General features: G+C 39.6%; 18 protein-coding genes. 12 read left to right on the top strand and 6 right to left on the bottom strand.

Annotation, left to right across the window (positions count from 1 at the left end):
- Positions 1-10: 10 nt before the first annotated feature.
- Positions 11-1,693, bottom strand: a complete 1,683-nt coding sequence (locus CWB62_RS12215; protein WP_058404987.1) for a chloride channel protein — start codon at positions 1,691-1,693, stop codon at positions 11-13.
- A gap of 322 nt (positions 1,694-2,015) precedes the next feature.
- On the opposite strand from CWB62_RS12215, the gene erpA reads away from it, so the two are divergent.
- The gene (erpA, locus tag CWB62_RS12210; RefSeq protein ID WP_006791504.1) at positions 2,016-2,354 is read left to right on the top strand and encodes an iron-sulfur cluster insertion protein ErpA; all 339 of its coding nucleotides are present in this window, start codon (positions 2,016-2,018) and stop codon (positions 2,352-2,354) included.
- A gap of 46 nt (positions 2,355-2,400) precedes the next feature.
- On the opposite strand, the gene CWB62_RS18870 is transcribed toward erpA, so the two are convergent.
- On the bottom strand, positions 2,401-2,589 hold the full coding sequence (locus CWB62_RS18870; RefSeq protein WP_058404988.1) for a hypothetical protein: 189 nt from the start codon (positions 2,587-2,589) through the stop codon (positions 2,401-2,403).
- A gap of 450 nt (positions 2,590-3,039) precedes the next feature.
- On the opposite strand from CWB62_RS18870, the gene CWB62_RS12200 reads away from it, so the two are divergent.
- Positions 3,040-3,279 carry a helix-turn-helix domain-containing protein gene (locus CWB62_RS12200; protein ID WP_006791502.1) on the top strand — a complete coding sequence of 80 codons (240 nt, stop codon included), beginning with the start codon at positions 3,040-3,042 and terminating at the stop codon, positions 3,277-3,279.
- Positions 3,280-3,347: 68 nt separating this feature from the next.
- On the opposite strand, the gene CWB62_RS12195 is transcribed toward CWB62_RS12200, so the two are convergent.
- From CWB62_RS12195 to CWB62_RS12180, 4 genes are read right to left on the bottom strand one after another with little or no spacing between them, the layout of a single operon-like run.
- Positions 3,348-4,733: an AmpG family muropeptide MFS transporter gene (locus tag CWB62_RS12195; RefSeq protein ID WP_138527561.1), complete on the bottom strand. Its 1,386-nt coding sequence runs from the start codon at positions 4,731-4,733 to the stop codon at positions 3,348-3,350.
- A gap of 46 nt (positions 4,734-4,779) precedes the next feature.
- A complete protein-coding gene (locus CWB62_RS12190) occupies positions 4,780-5,400 on the bottom strand; it encodes a peptidylprolyl isomerase (protein WP_138527562.1) in 621 nt (206 codons plus the stop codon).
- A gap of 2 nt (positions 5,401-5,402) precedes the next feature.
- Positions 5,403-5,963 (bottom strand): YajG family lipoprotein, encoded by a 561-nt coding sequence (locus CWB62_RS12185; RefSeq protein ID WP_138527563.1) that lies wholly within the window; start codon positions 5,961-5,963, stop codon positions 5,403-5,405.
- A 2-nt stretch (positions 5,964-5,965) separates the two neighbouring features.
- Entirely contained in the window at positions 5,966-7,108 is a 1,143-nt protein-coding gene (locus tag CWB62_RS12180) for a methyltransferase (RefSeq protein WP_138527564.1), read from the bottom strand.
- Between the two features lie 41 nt (positions 7,109-7,149).
- Here CWB62_RS12180 and CWB62_RS12175 point away from each other — a divergent pair, with 41 nt between their 5' ends.
- From CWB62_RS12175 to CWB62_RS12130, 10 genes are all read left to right on the top strand, one after another.
- Entirely contained in the window at positions 7,150-7,743 is a 594-nt protein-coding gene (locus CWB62_RS12175; protein WP_138527565.1) for an alpha-ketoglutarate-dependent dioxygenase AlkB family protein, read from the top strand.
- Between the two features lie 78 nt (positions 7,744-7,821).
- Positions 7,822-8,133: a BolA family protein gene (locus CWB62_RS12170; protein WP_058552181.1), complete on the top strand. Its 312-nt coding sequence runs from the start codon at positions 7,822-7,824 to the stop codon at positions 8,131-8,133.
- Positions 8,134-8,244: 111 nt separating this feature from the next.
- Complete coding sequence (fabV, locus tag CWB62_RS12165; RefSeq protein ID WP_138527566.1) at positions 8,245-9,438, top strand: enoyl-ACP reductase FabV; 1,194 nt, start codon at positions 8,245-8,247, stop codon at positions 9,436-9,438.
- A gap of 509 nt (positions 9,439-9,947) precedes the next feature.
- Positions 9,948-11,291, top strand: coding sequence for a Na(+)-translocating NADH-quinone reductase subunit A (locus CWB62_RS12160; protein WP_058404995.1), 1,344 nt, complete (start codon positions 9,948-9,950; stop codon positions 11,289-11,291).
- Position 11,292: 1 nt separating this feature from the next.
- Positions 11,293-12,507 (top strand): NADH:ubiquinone reductase (Na(+)-transporting) subunit B, encoded by a 1,215-nt coding sequence (locus CWB62_RS12155; protein ID WP_006791493.1) that lies wholly within the window; start codon positions 11,293-11,295, stop codon positions 12,505-12,507.
- On the top strand, positions 12,500-13,249 hold the full coding sequence (locus CWB62_RS12150; protein ID WP_010556997.1) for a Na(+)-translocating NADH-quinone reductase subunit C: 750 nt from the start codon (positions 12,500-12,502) through the stop codon (positions 13,247-13,249). The genes CWB62_RS12155 and CWB62_RS12150 overlap by 8 nt, the downstream gene beginning before the upstream one ends.
- Complete coding sequence (locus CWB62_RS12145) at positions 13,249-13,881, top strand: NADH:ubiquinone reductase (Na(+)-transporting) subunit D (protein ID WP_006791491.1); 633 nt, start codon at positions 13,249-13,251, stop codon at positions 13,879-13,881. The genes CWB62_RS12150 and CWB62_RS12145 overlap by 1 nt, the downstream gene beginning before the upstream one ends.
- 10 nt (positions 13,882-13,891) lie before the next feature.
- On the top strand, positions 13,892-14,500 hold the full coding sequence (gene nqrE, locus CWB62_RS12140) for an NADH:ubiquinone reductase (Na(+)-transporting) subunit E (RefSeq protein ID WP_006791490.1): 609 nt from the start codon (positions 13,892-13,894) through the stop codon (positions 14,498-14,500).
- Positions 14,501-14,517: 17 nt separating this feature from the next.
- Positions 14,518-15,741, top strand: a complete 1,224-nt coding sequence (gene nqrF / locus CWB62_RS12135) for an NADH:ubiquinone reductase (Na(+)-transporting) subunit F (protein ID WP_058552184.1) — start codon at positions 14,518-14,520, stop codon at positions 15,739-15,741.
- 113 nt (positions 15,742-15,854) lie between these two features.
- Positions 15,855-16,883 (top strand): FAD:protein FMN transferase, encoded by a 1,029-nt coding sequence (locus CWB62_RS12130; protein WP_138527567.1) that lies wholly within the window; start codon positions 15,855-15,857, stop codon positions 16,881-16,883.
- Positions 16,884-16,974 lie beyond the last annotated feature (91 nt).

Here is a 16,974-nt window from a genome sequence, read left to right as displayed (position 1 = left end):
CCCTTATTATTTATAGTAAGCTGTTACGAATGGTCAAAATATGATGAATTTGATCCCAACGTAATAAGCCCATTATTTGTTGATTATCTAGTAGATTATGCACGTACAAAGCGCCACTTCGCTTGTCTTTTAGCATATCAAAGGCATCAGCTAACGTTGCTTGACTGCTTATACCTTGTAAATTTACATAGTTAAGATTTATTGCTTGGTCAGACATTAAGCTTAAATCGTATTCCGCGAGGCGATAACCGTTTTCTTCGTCAAACACAATGAGCGGTGTTTGGCTATCCATAGCGTCGAGCGTATTTTTGATTTGCTCTTTGTCGTTTGAAAAAAGCAATTTAAAGTTTTCATCCATATCATCCATTATCCCCACCTTTTGTAGTGCCTCAGTGGCGGGCGAAACATGATAGGGAAGGCCCTGAAAATCTAGTTGCTGCAAAAATATAGAGCGATTACCAAATACTTGTAATGCGGTTACATACGCCGTTGTTATAACAAGCATAGCCGGTACTATTATTTCAGGCGACGATGTAAGCTCCATCACTGTTGTTAACGCGGCAAGTGGAGCATGTAATGTCGCGGCCATTAATCCTGCCATGCCCAATACACCGTAGGTACCAGCGATATCAGTACCTGGGCTAATAAACTGGGCAAAAAATGCCATCATCGTTCCTACTAAAACGCCTAGACCAATAACGGGACCAATTAAACCACCCGGAATACCTAAACCTATCGCAAATAGCGTGGCAAGTAATTTTGCAATCAAGATAGTGGTAAGTAGCTGAACGTTATCAGGAGACTCTACCGCTATAGCGATTGCACTCATACCTGAGCCCATAGCTTGAGGTACGGCATAAGCAATCAAACTTGCAATACAACCTGCAATGAGTAAACGAGGGAACATGCTTAAAGGTTTAAAGGTTTTAATAATTAACATTAAGTTTTGATTAAAACTGTATGCTATTGCACCCAGTGCCATGCCGCATAAAATTAAATATGGATAGTGCCAGCCACTTAAAGGAGCAATTGTTATGAGTGCAAGCTCTGACCCTTCGCCAAAGACGAACTGAGTAGCAAGCGCGCCTGTTACTGCTGCAAGCATAATAGGCACAAAAATATGAACTTTATATTCTCTTAACACCACTTCCATAACAAAAATAACGGCGGCAAGAGGTGTATTAAAGGATGCTGCAATACCCGCAGCAACACCACAGCCGCTTAATGTACGCATGGCATTGTGAGGCAGGTGGAGTTTATCGGCTAAAATACTGGCTCCAGTCGCTCCCATATGAACAGATGGACCTTCACGTCCAACCGAAAAGCCACTGATTAATGCCAGAGCCCCCCCAACAAATTGGTTGAGCGTATTGTATAAAGGCATTTGCCCGTAGTGACGTTTAATGCGATGAATTACGAATGGGATACCTAACCGGTAATGTTTGAAACCAGTAAAAGCTGCAAATGAAGCAATTAAAAATGCGGCAATTAAAGGCATTAAAACGCGTTCAAGTGTAGGTAAGGTTGTAAAGTCGTCTGGCGTTTCTAAAAATAAGCTTTGAAAAAAAAGAATTGTTAGGCGGAATAAAATAATAAAAAATGCAGCAATTAACCCAGCAACTACGCCTAATAGGCATAATTGTACAGATGTTTTAGGTTGTGCGAGTCGACGCCTGAGCTGCTCCAGCCACATGCATTATTTCCTCAGTGCATTTTTCAGCTGTATTTTAGCAAAAGCCAACCACTAAGTCCTTGTGATTTTATAAAATTATTAGCTTAAATTAACTATTTAGGGCAAATAGTAAAACTAAGGCTTTTTAGTTAAAATAATTACTCATTTAATATGCCACTCGTTGCATATTAAAGTACTGTATTTTTTAATACACACAACTGATATTTAGCCATTTTTTAATGTATTTATGGGTATAACTTAGAGCAAAGCGTTAATTGACTATACTTGATTAAAATACTCGGGTATTGGATAATCACACCATTACGATATTGAGGGTTTTAAAATGTCAGAAGAATTACCAATTCAGTTTAGCGATGCCGCAGCTGTTCGTGTTAAACAATTAATTGACGAAGAAGAAAACCCGGAACTGAAACTGCGTGTTTACGTAACAGGTGGTGGGTGTTCTGGCTTTCAGTACGGTTTTACTTTTGATGAAAAAGCAAACCCAGGCGATTTAGAAATTGTTAAAAATGGCGTAACTTTAGTGGTTGATCCCATGAGCATTCAATATTTAGTTGATGGTGTGGTTGACTATACTGAGGGCTTAGAAGGCGCGCGCTTTTTTGTATCTAACCCGAACGCAACCACGACGTGTGGGTGTGGCGCAAGCTTCAGTGTATAAATACAGAACAATATATAAAAAGCCGCATTAGCGGCTTTTTTAATGCCTATAAATTAGTGGGAGCGTACTCTGTTATTTGCATTATTAATACAAAAAAACCTAATACAAATGCCGACAGCGCTAAAATATATAGAAAGCCTTTCTTACCTTGCTTAATAGGAACCCCATTGTGACGCAAGAAAAAGTACCACCCTGCGCATAAAATAATAGGTAATAAAAAAAGAAGCCTGAACATTATGTAACCTTTTCTGCGTTGATTATTGTCTAATATTAAACATAAAACGTTAATATGAAATAAATTTGTTATAAAAATTGTGTGCTAATATTTTAAGAATATTAAATTTATTTTTAATGATTTTGATAACTTAGCTGAAATATTCAGTGTTTGTAAATGTTTGCCTAGGTTGATTTTGAGTTGAAAAGACAATTAACTATTTAACCAAAGTGTTAATAGTATATAATGTATCCAAGAATGAGACGGGCAAAATTTCATTCTAATAACAAAAATCTTTTACCACATTTTAAGCGTCATTTTTTAGCTATGTGGGTGGGAGTGAGTAGCAACAAGTGCTTTAAGAAGCGATAGATTGCTATTTAAAACATAAGTTACTGCTTACTTGCCTACAGCTATGATAACGACTGCTGCTTTTGTGGGGTTGTCTAATCGTCTAGTAGGAGATGTAAAATGATGGGGAAAACTGTTTCTTCAGAAGAGAACGCTAAGTTAACAACATGGCTTAAAAGTAAACGCCATGAAAAAGGCCACACAATGAGAAGCCTTGCACAAGTGCTTGGAACACCTCACTCATTTATCGGCAAAATTGAAAATCAAGAACGCCGTTTAGATGTGGTTGAGTTTGTTCGTTATTGTACTGCGCTTGAAGTTGACCCACATGAAGCACTAAGCCTGCTTAAAGTAGATTAATAGTGTATTGCTTAGTTCATTTAGGGGCATATTAAATGTGCTAAGCAAAATATTAATGCATGGATGCATTAAGCCTGATAATTACTATGGTAGTTTTTCTCAAGCTCATACAGTTTATGTCTTATCGCATACAAAAACAGTAAAGAAGGGATCACCATTAAAGCGGTTAAAACAAAAAATAACGACCAATTTCCCATCAGCCAATCATCAATCACTACACCGCTGTAGCTCGAAAGCAATGTTCTACCCAAGTTCCCCAGCGATGCCAATAACGCATAATGTGTTGCGCTAAACGCTCTGTCACATAGCATAGATATAAATGCCACCATAGCAACTAAAGACCACGCCTGAGTAAAGCCATCAATTACGATAGCAAACGCATATAAACCTAAGTTAGGACCTACTAATGCAATAGCAGAGAATGCTAAATTAGAAGCTGCCATGGCTACACCACTAACAAACAACCCTTTTACAATGCCATACTTTTGGTTAAACAAGCTGCCTACAAAGGTAAAGGCAATGGTAAGTACTGCGGTGCCTACTTTTGAAAAGGTTGCAATATCACTGTTACTGAAGCCAATTTCTTTATAAAAGACAATCGACATTCGGCCTAAAAATGCCTCACCAATTTTAAATAAAAATATAAAAGCAAGTAACGCGAGCGCTGTTTTAACGCCGTTTTTTGCAAAAAAAGTTCTAAAAGGATCAATAATAGTGACAACCAACCAGGCAACTACTTTATTAATTGGGGTTTTATTAATAGTGGCAAGTTTTGCGATATATATATGTTCTAGTTCTTCGTGAACGGCTTCTCGGTTAGAGGCCGGCTCTTTGGCAAATAGAGCTCCACTCATGAGTAGCAACATTACTGCGGCTAAAAAGTAATAAATTTGCGGCCAATCGAGCGAGGGAATATCCGCCATATAAAATGGAATTGCGCCTAGTAACGCGTATCCAGTCCACCACCCGGAAGTAGCCATTGCCGCTGCTGCTGTGGCTTTGTGAGATTCATTCTCACTTAGTGTGTCTATTCTAAAGGCGTCTATTGCAATGTCTTGTGTTGCAGAGGCTACCGCTATTAGTAAGCAAATTGCAGCTACTAATGCTAAATTTTCTTTTAAATCAAGCCCTGCAAGTAATAATACACCAATAAATATAAAGCTTTGGCAAAAAAGAATCCAGCTACGGCGTTGGCCAAGCCACTTATATAAAATAGGCAGTTTTGTACGGTCGATTAAGGGCGACCACAAAAAGTTGATGCTGTAAGCGCCAAAAACAATACCAAATAAGCCAATCATGCTTCGGCTCAGGCCTTCATCTTTTAGCCATGCCGACATTACAGAGCCAATCAATACCCACGGAAAACCACTGCTAATACCGAAAATAAACACATTAATTAAACGTTTATCTTTAAAATACGAAAAGTATTCGCTGAAAGAGAGAGTATTGCTCATAGGGCCTTCATTGGCGAGTGGGCGCAGCTTTACTGCACCTCATTAATTATAATGGTGTTGGTTCAATCATTTTAATATTTAAAATAACCACCGGTGTTTCTGGCACAAAGTCATAACCAATTTTTTCATTATAAACTGTTTTAACAGTCATAATTTTATCTAGGGTTTCGTATCCTTCCATTACAGTTCCAAATACCGCAAATCCCCAGTCTCTTCCTGGGTTTAAATGGTCATTGTTATCCATGTTAAAGAAAAACTGGCGAGTACCTGAATGCGGTTGTCTGTCTTGGTATGCCATGGCAATGCTGTACATATCATTCTTCAGGCCGTTCCCGCTTTCATTAAAAATAGGGTCGTTTTGATGTAAACCTTCCATGTCTTTGTCATATCCACCACCTTGAATAACAAAGTCGCGTTCGTTTTCTTCGTCGCGTTCCACGCGATGAAAAATACTACCCTGATAACTTTTATCTGAAACATAAGTTAAAAAGTTATTGACTGTAATAGGGGCCCGAGAACGGTCTAGCTCAACAATGATACTGCCTAGTGACGTTACTATTTCAACACGTGGAAACATATTGTCTTTTTGTACAAATCTGCCCTCTTGAGCTGCTAGGCTTGCGGCGCTCAAACACAGGGCTAAACAAAGTATAAAAAATCGTTTCATGGTTAACCTTCTAAAAACTGTATTAATTCAGGGTCAGACACAATGCGGGTTATCATTTGTTCAGTCAACTTATTGAGTTGACCTTCTATTTTTGCTCTGTCATGTCCAAGCGGGCCTTCTAGCGCTGCATTACCGCTATACTGTTTAGTAAAATTACTTGTAGCACGAACTACACGAACACTCAGTTCAATTTTAGCTTCACTTTTATGGCTCACTAAGGTTTCAGTAACCATTGCTTGTAAGGCATTTATATCTAGCTCAAATCGAGTAGTTGCTAAATTTGAAATACTTGCACCATTGCGGCTAAGAGCACTGTCTAGAGCACTTTTAATTGACTCAGTAATACCTTGGCTGGCAAATGTTTTTGTTTTGTCTGATTCAACTAGAGTGAGGGTCGATGTATCGCCACGTACATCAATAACACTCGTGCTCAGGCTGCTATTTATAGTGCTCACTTGGCCATTTTGGTAAACTGGGTTAAGTATTACTTGGCTAGGTTGGTTTGCACAGCCTGCTAAAATAAAAAATGCAGCACAGCCAAATATACGGTTTATTACTGTCATTGTTATAACACCCCACTATTTTTAGTTGAACTTAAAACCACAAACTTTTTGTTTGAACCTAATAGCTTACAGTTACCAAACATACGGTTTAACTTGTCATGATAGTCAAGATGGCGATTACCAATAATACGCAGCTCGCCACCTTCTTTTAATGTATCTTTTGCTTGTTTAAACATTTGCCAAGCAATGTGATCGGTAACCGCTTGTGCTTGGTGAAAAGGGGGATTACATAGCACCATATCTACACTGTTTTTTTCAAAGCCGGTTAGGCAATCATTTTCGATAAATTCGCAATCATCAAATCGTTCTGCCATGTTTTGCTCTACGTTAAGTCGTGCAGATTCAACCGCCATGTATGACTCATCAACAAACGTTACTGAGGCTTTAGGGCAGCGCGCCAAGGTCATAACACCTACCACGCCATTACCACAACCCAAATCAACAATGTGTTTAGCTTTTGGTGTTTGCGGCAAGTAGTTAAAAAAGAAGCGAGCACCAATATCTAATGAATCACGTGAAAACACATTTGCATGGTTTGTAATAGTAAACTCGGTGCCTTCAAGCTGCCACGAAACAGGATAATCAGCGGCTTTATAACCGCCTTTTGCACTGCTCAATATGAGACGTGACTTTTTCACAGCTAAGCTTGTTTTAGTTTCACCAATAAACTGTTCAAAAGCCTTAATTGTCGAGTTATGAATATCTTTAGTTTTACCTGCAGCAATAACGGGTGTGCCTGGTGCAAGAACTTCGCTTAACTCACTTAGTTGAAACTGTAAAAAGCCAACATTACGAGGTATTTTTATTAATACTAAATCAATACCCTCCGGTAACGCTGATAAGCTATCCAATTGCGTAAATTGAGTTGTAGATAGCTTGTTTTCTTGTAGGTTATACGCCGCAGCTTGATGGCTAATATAAGAGTCGTTAACTGAACAAACCGTTAACTGACTAAAACTACAGGCAAGAGCACCAAAGCTATCATTTAAAATAAGCAATGAGCGACAATCAGGGTGATGTTCGTTAACATAATTGATAAGGTACTCATCGCCCGAATCCCACGCTTGTAAGCTGCGGTTTTTTTGATCCAAAGGGAAGCGTTCAAGAGTAAAAGTTTTATCGCCTAGCTGGGCTTGGGTCGTCATAGTGGTTTTGTATCAGTAAACTAATGTAGGTAAATTCTAACATGCAACGGCAAAACGCCAACCCCCAACAGTTACCAAATGGCTTTTCTTATCAAACAAAGGCGCTTAGCGCGCAAAAAAGCCTCGATTTATTTTACTATCTACAAAAAAACCTTAACTGGCAGCAGCCAGAAGTCACTGTTTACTCTAAAACAGGGCCTATCCCACGACTACAATGTTTTATTAGCGACCATGAAATTGAATACGGCTATTCAAATAGTAAGTTAATAACTGAACCTTGGCCAAGTATATTAATGGCAATGCGAAAACGATTAGAGGCACATTTAAACCAGCCGTTTAATTCGTTGTTAGTTAATTATTATCGTGATGGCAACGACACCATGGGGTGGCACAGTGATGATGAGATAGAGTTGGGTCAGCAACCCACAATTGTGTGCATATCACTTGGGGCAGAGCGAGTATTAAAGCTTAAAGATAAGGCCAGTAATAAAGTAACGGATCTAAAATTACACAGTGGTAGTTGTTTGGTTATGAGCGGCAATAGTCAGCGAGATTTTCAGCATGCTATTTTAAAGCAAACAACCTTAGCCCATCCACGCATAAGTTTAACCTTTAGGTATATAAAACAAGGTTAGTTGCGTAATTTAGTTAGCCAACGGGCAGGGCGGCTTGCTATGATAAGTTCATAAATTAGCTATAAATAATGGTTTGATATGTCAATGCAGCAACAAATCCAAGAAAAAATCAGCAATGCTATAGCGTGTAAGCATTTAAATGTAATTAACGAAAGTCATATGCACAGCAAAGGCACTGACTCGCACTTTAAGGTTATTGTGGTTAGCGAAGAGTTTTTAGGTAAACGCCTTCTGCAACGTCATCGTCAAATTAATGAAATTTTAAAAGAAGAGCTTGCAAACGACATACATGCATTGGCTATTCATACTTACACTCCGGACGAATACGCTGAGCATGATAGTGAAGCACCTGCGTCGCCAAACTGTTTAGGTGGGTCTAAATTAGATTGATTAATTGAGGTTTGACAGCTATTTACCCCGGTATTTAACTGATCAGATCAGTGTTTTAAGTATTAGCCTTTAAACTAGCGCTAATTTTTTAGTAAAGATATAGGATCATCAATGGTCATTAAGCCAAAAATTCGTGGATTTATTTGTACAAACGCTCACCCAGTAGGTTGTAGCGAACATGTGCAAGAGCAAATTAACTATGTAAAACAACAAGGCGCATTAAAAAATGCCCCAAAAAATGTGTTAGTTATTGGTGCATCTACAGGCTACGGCTTGGCATCGCGTATTACGGCAGCATTTGGTGGCGGTGCTAAAACATTGGGTATCTTCTTTGAAAAAGAAGGCACCGAGCGTAAAACAGGATCGGCGGGTTGGTATAATACAGCTGCTTTTCAAAATGCAGCAGACGAAGCCGGTTTGTGGTCTAAAAATATCAACGGTGATGCCTTTTCAAACGAAATAAAACAAAAAGCAATTGATACGATTAAAGCAGATTTAGGCAAGGTTGATCTGGTTATTTACAGTTTAGCGTCGCCTCGTCGTACCGATCCAAATACTGGTGAAGTTTACTCTTCAACGTTAAAGCCAATTGGCAATGCAGTTACAACAAAAAATCTAAATACGTCAAAGCGTGAAATTGACGAAATTACTGTAGAAGCTGCCACACAAGACGATATAGATAACACGATTAAAGTAATGGGTGGTGAAGATTGGGAAATGTGGATTGACGCTTTAAAAGAAGCCGACGTACTTGCTGATAACTTTAAAACGACTGCTTATACTTACATCGGTAAAGAGTTAACGTGGCCAATTTACGGGCACGCGACTATTGGCAAAGCAAAAGAAGACTTAGACCGCGCAACGGCTGCGATAAAAGAGTCAACTAAAGCGTTAAACGGTCAAGCGTATGTTTCGTCACTTAATGCGGTTGTAACACAAGCAAGTTCTGCTATACCAATTATGCCATTGTATATTTCTGCTTTATTTAAAGTTATGAAAGCGGACGGAACATACGAAGGCACCATTGAGCAAATTCATGGCTTATTTACCGAAAACCTGTACGGTGAAACGCCGCGTTTTGATGATGGCGGACACTTATTTCAAAACTACAAAGAACTTGAAGACGATGTTCAAGCACGTATCCAAGCTGTATGGGATAAAGTAGATACCATCACGATTGATGAACTGACAGATTACGCTGGTTACCATAATGAATTTTTACGCTTATTTGGTTTTGGCATTGAGTCAGTTGATTACGAGCAAGACGTAGAGCCAGTTCAAACAATTGCAAATCTGATTGATTAGTCAATTAATTGAATAGTCAGGGCTTGTTGTCTTTCTTGGTAAAATGTTGAGTAACCAGTTTGGCATTTCGGTAATGCAGAGCAGATGTTTTGTGGTAATTGCCCATAAATAAGTATTATTGCTAAACAGGTACCGCCTTAAGATTCAGCAAGCTTTAATCCTATAAAGTCATCATACCCTAATTTAAAAGTCGCATCATGCGACTTTTTTCAATTAAAAAACCTCATTCTTTGCTTAAGCTACCACTTTGGTCTAACTTAAATTTTATTAAATCTAGCTAACAAAACCAAATAAGCGTTTCAGTCGTATAATTTTCATAAATACACTCGCATAGTCACCCACAATGGTGTTAAAATTAAGGCAATATGTGAAGAGTTTTTACCGCGTTGCCTGTTTAATAACCAAAGCGAGTTTTTCTTTTATACATTGAAATAACTTGGGGTAGCTTAAATGGCGACGTGGTTGGTACGATTTTTCAGTTTCTTTCCGTTAATGTAGTGCAAGTGCGTATGATCAACATAAAAAAAGGTCTGGATTTACCATTAGATGGCGCACCTCAGCAAGTTATTCACGACGGTTCACCCGTCAAAAGAGTAGCCGTGCTAGGTGAAGAGTTTATAGGTATGCGTCCAACCATGCATATTCGTATGGATGACCAAGTTAAAAAAGGCCAGGTACTTTTTGAAGATAAAAAGAACCCAGGCGTCCTATTTACCGCACCAGCTTCTGGTGTTGTAAAAGAAATAAATCGTGGTGCTAAACGTGTGCTGCAATCTGTTGTTATTGAAGTAAACGGCAGTGAGCAAATCACCTTTGACTCTTTCTCTGAGGCTGAGCTTACAAGCTTAGACCGTGAAAAAGCCAAAGAAGTACTAATTCAGTCAGGTCAATGGACAGCTCTACGTGCTCGCCCATTCAGCAAAGTAGCGGCTGTGGATTCAAATCCTAGCTCTATATTTGTAACCGCTATAGACACTAACCCTCTTGCTGCAGATCCTGCAGTGATTATTGCTGAAAATGCGCAAGCGTTTGAAGCGGGTTTAGCTGTTGTATCGCGTTTGACCGACGGAAAAGTATTTGTTTGTAAGCAAGCTGGTAGCCAAATTCCTAGCTCATCTATTGCTCAAGTAGAAGTACATGAGTTTGGTGGTGTGCATCCGGCTGGCCTTGTAGGCACTCATATTCACAACCTTGACCCTGTATCTGCTAGCAAGCAAGTTTGGCATATCGGTTACCAAGACGTTATTGCGTATGGTCACCTTTTCCTTACTGGTGAAATTTACACAGATCGTGTTGTTTCTCTTGCAGGTCCGCGCGTTAAAAATCCACGTTTAGTGAAAACACAATTAGGTGCTTCATTAGATGACTTAGTGGCAGGTGAATTAGAAGACGGTGATAACCGTGTTATTTCTGGTTCTGTACTTGCCGGTGCTACGTCGTCTGGTGTTCATGCATTCTTAGGTCGTTACCATGTTCAAGTATCTGTTTTACTTGAAGGTCGCGAAAAGGAATTGTTTGGCTGGATTGCACCAGGTAGTGATAAATTCTCTGTAACGCGTACATTCTTGTCTCACCTTACACCGAGTCGTTTATTTAAAATGACAACGTCTACGGGTGGTTCAAAACGTGCCATGGTTCCACTTGGAAGTTATGAGCGTGTTATGCCACTAGATATTTTGCCAACACTATTATTACGTGACTTACTGTCTCGTGATTTAGACAGTGCAATTTCATTAGGTGCGCTTGAATTAGATGAAGAAGATTTAGCGTTATGCACCTTCGTTTGTCCTGGCAAATACGAGTACGGCGCAGCCCTACGCGATTGCTTAACTACGATCGAGAAGGAAGGCTAAAATGGGTTTAAAAACTTTCTTAGAAGATATCGAGCCGCATTTTGAACCAGGTGGAAAACACGAAAAATGGTACGCACTGTATGAAGCAGCAGCGACTATTTTTTACACTCCGGGTTATGTAAATAAAGGCTCAACTCACGTTCGCGATAACATCGACCTAAAACGTATGATGATTTTAGTGTGGATGGCGACGTTCCCTGCCATGTTTTTTGGTATGTTCAATATTGGTCATCAAGCGGCTATGGCACTTGGTAATGGCTTTGAACTAGCTAACATTTGGCAAGTAGGTTTATTCCAGCTACTAGGCGGTGATTTAACTGCTGATGCCGGTTGGGGCGCAAAAATGTTCTACGGAGCCTGTTTCTTCCTACCTATCTATGCAACAACGTTTGTTGTTGGTGGTTTTTGGGAAGTGTTGTTTGCTTCTGTGCGTAAGCATGAAGTAAATGAAGGTTTCTTCGTAACATCAGTGCTATTTGCACTAATTTTGCCTGCAACAATTCCTTTATGGCAAGTTGCACTAGGTATTACTTTCGGTGTTGTAATCGCAAAAGAAATATTTGGTGGTACTGGTCGTAACTTCTTAAACCCTGCACTTGCAGGTCGTGCGTTTTTATTCTTCGCATACCCAGCGCAAATTTCAGGTGACACCGTATGGACAGCAGTAGATTCATTCTCTGGTGCAACTATGCTAGGTCAAGCATTTGCAGGTACGTTAGGTGGTGACTTAGGTTACGCTAACATGCAAATGTGGTGGAATGCGTTCTACGGCTTTATCCAAGGTTCTATGGGTGAAACGTCAACGCTTGCTGTGCTTATTGGTGGTTTGTTCTTAATCTACGTTCGTATAGCTTCGTGGCGTATTGTACTAGGTGTATTCCTAGGTATGGTGATCACTTCATCAATACTAAATACAATTGGCTCAGAAACTAACGCAATGTTTGCTATGCCTTGGTACTGGCACATGGTGCTAGGTGGTTTTGCATTTGGTATGTTCTTTATGGCTACAGACCCTGTATCTGCTGCATTTACTGATAAAGGTAAATTGGCATACGGCGCGCTTATTGGCTTTATGGTTATCATGATCCGTGTTGTTAACCCTGCATACCCTGAAGGCATCATGCTGGCAATCTTGTTTGCTAACTTGTTTGCACCATTATTCGATCACTTTGTAGTGCAAGCTAATATCAAGCGGAGGTTGGCACGTAATGTCTAGTAATAACGAATCAATTGGCAAAACGCTAGCTGTTGTTGTCTCATTATGTTTGGTGTGTGCAGTCATTGTATCGCTAACATCTGTACAACTTCGTCCTTTGCAAAAAGCAAATAAGGCAAAAGATATTCAAAGCAATATTTTAGCTGCTGCAGGCATTAGCAAAGTTGATAACGTTGCTGAAACGTTTGAAGCTAAAATCGAAACACGCTTTATAGATATGCAAAGCGGTGATTTTGCAGACCCTGTAGAAGACTTTGACTTTGAAAAAAGTAAATATGATGCAGAGCTAAGCAAATCTTTAAAAGAGAATGGTATTAAGGACATCGCTGGTATTCAACGTATTACCAAACGTGCGCCTGTTTATATCTCTAAAAAAGACGATGGCTCTACTGATGCAATTATCCTTCCTATCCAGGGTTATGGTTTATGGGGTTTGATGTACGGTTTTATCTCGCTTGAAAGCGATGGCGAAACAATTAAGGACATCATCTTCTACAAGCATAATGAAACACCTGGTTTAGGTGGTGAAATTCAAAACCCACAGTGGACTGCAACGTGGGAAGGTAAAGAGTTACCAATCCAGATCGTTAAAGGAACTGCGGGCGGTGATGAGCATAAAATCGATGGTCTTTCAGGTGCTACATTAACATCTAACGGTGTTGATCACGCGGTTGATTTTTGGACCGGCGAAAACGGCTTTGGCCCTTTCCTTGCTAAAGTACGTAATGGAGCATTGAAATAATGGCTGATACTAAAGAAATGAAGGCGGTCCTGTTTGGGCCAGTTTTCGCTAACAACCCAATTGCACTTCAAGTACTCGGTATTTGTTCTGCGCTGGCTGTAACGTCTAGTTTAAAAAATGCATTAATCATGTCAATAGCTTTGACATTGGTAACCGCGTTTTCAAGCCTTTTTATCTCGACTATTCGTAACCACATCCCATCGTCAGTACGTATTATCGTACAAATGACAATTATTGCGTCATTAGTAATCGTAGTTGACCAAGTACTGCAGGCTTTCTCTTACGCTACGGCAAAAGAGCTGTCTGTATTTGTTGGTCTAATTATTACTAACTGTATCGTGATGGGTCGTGCTGAAGCTTATGCGATGAAGTCGCCACCATTAATGTCTTTCCTTGATGGTATTGGTAACGGATTAGGTTACTCTGTAGTACTTCTTACTGTTGGTTTCATTCGTGAGCTATTTGGTAAGGGTTCACTATTCGGTGTTGATATTATTCCATTAGTACAAAATGGTGGTTGGTACCAACCTATGGGTCTATTGATCTTACCACCGAGTGCATTCTTCATCATTGGTTTATTCATTTGGGTACTTCGTACTTATAAGAAAGACCAAGTAGAAGCTAAAGCGTAAGGGGCGATAAGTGGAACATTATATTAGTTTATTTGTAAAAGCCGTTTTTATTGAAAACTTAGCTTTAGCGTTCTTCCTAGGTATGTGTACTTTCTTAGCCGTGTCTAAAAAAGTAACTACATCAATTGGCCTAGGTGTAGCGGTTATTGTTGTTTTAGGTATTTCTGTACCAGTTAACAACTTGGTTTACCATGCGGTATTAGCACCAGGTTCACTTGAGTGGCTTGGTTACCCAGAAGCAGATCTTAGCTTTTTACGTTTCTTAACTTTCATTGGTGTTATTGCAGCACTAGTGCAAATTCTTGAAATGGCATTAGATAAGTTCTTCCCGCCACTATACAACGCATTAGGTATTTTCTTACCATTGATCACAGTTAACTGTGCAATCTTTGGTGCGGTAGCTTTCATGGTTGAGCGTAACTATAACTTCGGCGAGTCTGTTGTATATGGTATTGGCGCTGGTGTGGGCTGGGCGCTTGCAATTACATTACTTGCAGGTATCCGTGAGAAAATGAAGTATTCAGACGTACCAGATGGTTTACGTGGTTTAGGTATTACCTTTATCACTGTTGGCTTAATGGGTCTTGGCTTTATGTCATTCTCTGGTATTTCACTGTAATAATAGCGAGGTCAATCATGGATATTTTCTTAGGCGTTGGTGTTTTTATCGCTATCGTTGTAATACTAGTTTTAATCATCATTGGTGCTAAGTCTAAACTAGTTGCAAGCGGTGATATCATCATCGGTATTAATGGCGATGCAGATAAAGCCATTAAAACATCAGCAGGTAGTAAGCTATTAGGTGCACTATCTGAGTCGGGTATTTTCGTATCTTCTGCTTGTGGTGGCGGTGGCTCTTGTGGCCAGTGTCGTGTTCACATAAAAGAAGGTGGCGGCGATATTCTACCAACTGAACTTGATCACATTTCTAAAGGTGAAGCCCGCGAAGGTTGTCGTTTAGCGTGTCAGGTAAATGTTAAAAATGACATGGAAATTGAACTTGAAGAGTCAATTTTCGGTGTTAAAAAATGGGATTGTGAAGTTATCTCTAACGATAACAAAGCAACGTTCATTAAAGAACTGAAGCTACAAATTCCAGATGGCGAATCAGTGCCTTTCCGTGCGGGTGGTTACATCCAAATAGAAGCACCAGCTCACCATGTTAAATACGCAGATTTCGATGTTCCTGAAGAGTATCGTGGCGACTGGAATCATTTTGGTTTCTTTGACCTGGAGTCAAAAGTAGACGAAGAAACAATTCGTGCTTACTCAATGGCTAACTACCCAGAAGAAGAAGGCATCATCATGCTTAACGTGCGTATTGCTACGCCGCCGCCAAGAAACCTAAGCCTACCTTGTGGTAAAATGTCATCGTACATTTGGTCACTTAAAGAAGGTGATAAAGTTACTATTTCAGGTCCATTTGGTGAGTTCTTCGCTAAAGAAACTGACGCTGAAATGGTGTTTGTAGGTGGTGGTGCAGGTATGGCACCAATGCGTTCACATATCTTTGACCAACTTAAACGTTTAAATTCTAAGCGTAAGATGAGTTTTTGGTATGGTGCGCGTTCTAAGCGTGAAATGTTCTACGTTGAAGATTTTGACGGCCTAGCTGCTGAAAACGATAACTTCGTTTGGCACACAGCGCTTTCAGATCCACAACCTGAAGATAACTGGGAAGGCTATACTGGCTTTATCCATAACGTGTTATTTGAGAACTATCTTAAAGAGCACGAAGCGCCGGAAGATTGTGAGTTCTACATGTGTGGTCCTCCAATGATGAACGCGGCAGTTATCAATATGCTTAAAGATTTAGGTGTTGAAGACGAAAATATCTTATTAGATGATTTCGGTGGCTAACACGCATATCAAAACAGATTAGTTTTGGTTAAAATATCAGCCTCGTAGCACTGTGTGTTACGAGGCTTTTTTATTATTATTTATTAATTTTTAACCTATTAAGTAGGGTTGTTATGAACAAAGTAAATACTCCCCAGGGCATAATCGCCTTATTTATTATTACGCTGACTTTACTGTTATCTGGATGCGCAGAATCGGTTCCAAAGGAAACCTATTTAGAAGGTAAAACCATGGGGACTACCTATCATATTAAATACTATGACGAGCAAGAGGAAATATCTGCTCTTCAAATACAAGAACAAATAGATGCTGTATTAGTCAACGTAAACCAGTCTATGTCTACATACATTAAAGACTCGGAGATAAATACATTTAATCGCTTGCCAGCAAATCAATTTATGCCAATAAGTGAAGACTTCAGGGCTGTTATAAGCGAATCAATTCGGATCGGTGAATCTACCAATACACTTGATGTAACAATGGGACCATTAATTGATTTATGGGGATTTGGCCCTGATAAAAAGCCGACCAACCGACCAACCGATAGTGAGCTTCAGGCAATGATTGCAAACATTGGTGTAGATAAGCTTGTTTTAAATGAACAAGGCTTAGCAAAAACAGTTGATGGGCTTGAATTGTCATTTTCTGCAACAGCAAAAGGATACGGCATAGATAAAGTTGCGCAATTATTAGAAAGCCGCGGTATTACTAGCTACATGGTTGAAATTGGTGGTGAGCTTCGTATATCTGGTGAAAAGCCGAATGGACAAGGATGGGTAATAGCAATAGAGCAACCTGATGCAGAGCCTGGTAAGCGTGAAGTGCACCGTATTTTGTTACCAGGCAGCATGGGAATTGCAACCTCTGGTGATTACCGCATCTTTTATATTATGGATGGCGAAACTTACACGCACTTGATTGATCCGCTTACGGGAATGCCAATAAAGCACGACCTAGTTTCTGTAACGGTATTACACCCAAGTGCAATGACCGCAGATGGCTTAGCAACTGCATTAACCGTTATGGGGATGGAAAAAGCGCAAGCTTATGCACAAGATAATAATTTGGCTGTGTATTTGATTGCTAAATCGCCTGATGGCTTAGTTACGTATTCAAGTCCTGCATTTGAACCCTACTTGTAAGTGTTTAAAGCTGGTTTATTTCCATAGAGGTTGAGTATATAATATCAACTGCTCAAAAATAGTTTGAGCTTAATTTATTGCTGATCAATAG

This window comes from Pseudoalteromonas sp. S408, assembly GCF_005886645.1.
Classification (GTDB): domain Bacteria; phylum Pseudomonadota; class Gammaproteobacteria; order Enterobacterales; family Alteromonadaceae; genus Pseudoalteromonas.
The sequence above is the reverse complement of the archived record's forward strand: the minus strand, read 5'-3'. Positions and strand labels throughout refer to the sequence as shown.

Bases quoted from the DNA above. Each gene is read 5' to 3' on its own strand.
- CWB62_RS12200 (WP_006791502.1), top strand. From the start codon at position 3,040: ATGATGGGGAAAACTGTTTCTTCAGAAGAGAACGCTAAGTTAACAACA.
- CWB62_RS12175 (WP_138527565.1), top strand. From the start codon at position 7,150: ATGCAACGGCAAAACGCCAACCCCCAACAGTTACCAAATGGCTTTTCT.
- CWB62_RS12195 (WP_138527561.1), bottom strand. From the start codon at position 4,733: ATGAGCAATACTCTCTCTTTCAGCGAATACTTTTCGTATTTTAAAGAT.
- CWB62_RS12145 (WP_006791491.1), top strand. From the start codon at position 13,249: ATGGCTGATACTAAAGAAATGAAGGCGGTCCTGTTTGGGCCAGTTTTC.
- CWB62_RS12130 (WP_138527567.1), top strand. From the start codon at position 15,855: ATGAACAAAGTAAATACTCCCCAGGGCATAATCGCCTTATTTATTATT.
- CWB62_RS12155 (WP_006791493.1), top strand. From the start codon at position 11,293: ATGGGTTTAAAAACTTTCTTAGAAGATATCGAGCCGCATTTTGAACCA.
- CWB62_RS12185 (WP_138527563.1), bottom strand. From the start codon at position 5,963: ATGACAGTAATAAACCGTATATTTGGCTGTGCTGCATTTTTTATTTTA.
- CWB62_RS12180 (WP_138527564.1), bottom strand. From the start codon at position 7,108: ATGACGACCCAAGCCCAGCTAGGCGATAAAACTTTTACTCTTGAACGC.
- CWB62_RS12150 (WP_010556997.1), top strand. From the start codon at position 12,500: ATGTCTAGTAATAACGAATCAATTGGCAAAACGCTAGCTGTTGTTGTC.
- erpA (WP_006791504.1), top strand. From the start codon at position 2,016: ATGTCAGAAGAATTACCAATTCAGTTTAGCGATGCCGCAGCTGTTCGT.
- CWB62_RS12190 (WP_138527562.1), bottom strand. From the start codon at position 5,400: ATGAAACGATTTTTTATACTTTGTTTAGCCCTGTGTTTGAGCGCCGCA.
- CWB62_RS12215 (WP_058404987.1), bottom strand. From the start codon at position 1,693: ATGTGGCTGGAGCAGCTCAGGCGTCGACTCGCACAACCTAAAACATCT.
- CWB62_RS12160 (WP_058404995.1), top strand. From the start codon at position 9,948: ATGATCAACATAAAAAAAGGTCTGGATTTACCATTAGATGGCGCACCT.
- CWB62_RS12170 (WP_058552181.1), top strand. From the start codon at position 7,822: ATGTCAATGCAGCAACAAATCCAAGAAAAAATCAGCAATGCTATAGCG.
- fabV (WP_138527566.1), top strand. From the start codon at position 8,245: ATGGTCATTAAGCCAAAAATTCGTGGATTTATTTGTACAAACGCTCAC.
- CWB62_RS18870 (WP_058404988.1), bottom strand. From the start codon at position 2,589: ATGTTCAGGCTTCTTTTTTTATTACCTATTATTTTATGCGCAGGGTGG.
- nqrF (WP_058552184.1), top strand. From the start codon at position 14,518: ATGGATATTTTCTTAGGCGTTGGTGTTTTTATCGCTATCGTTGTAATA.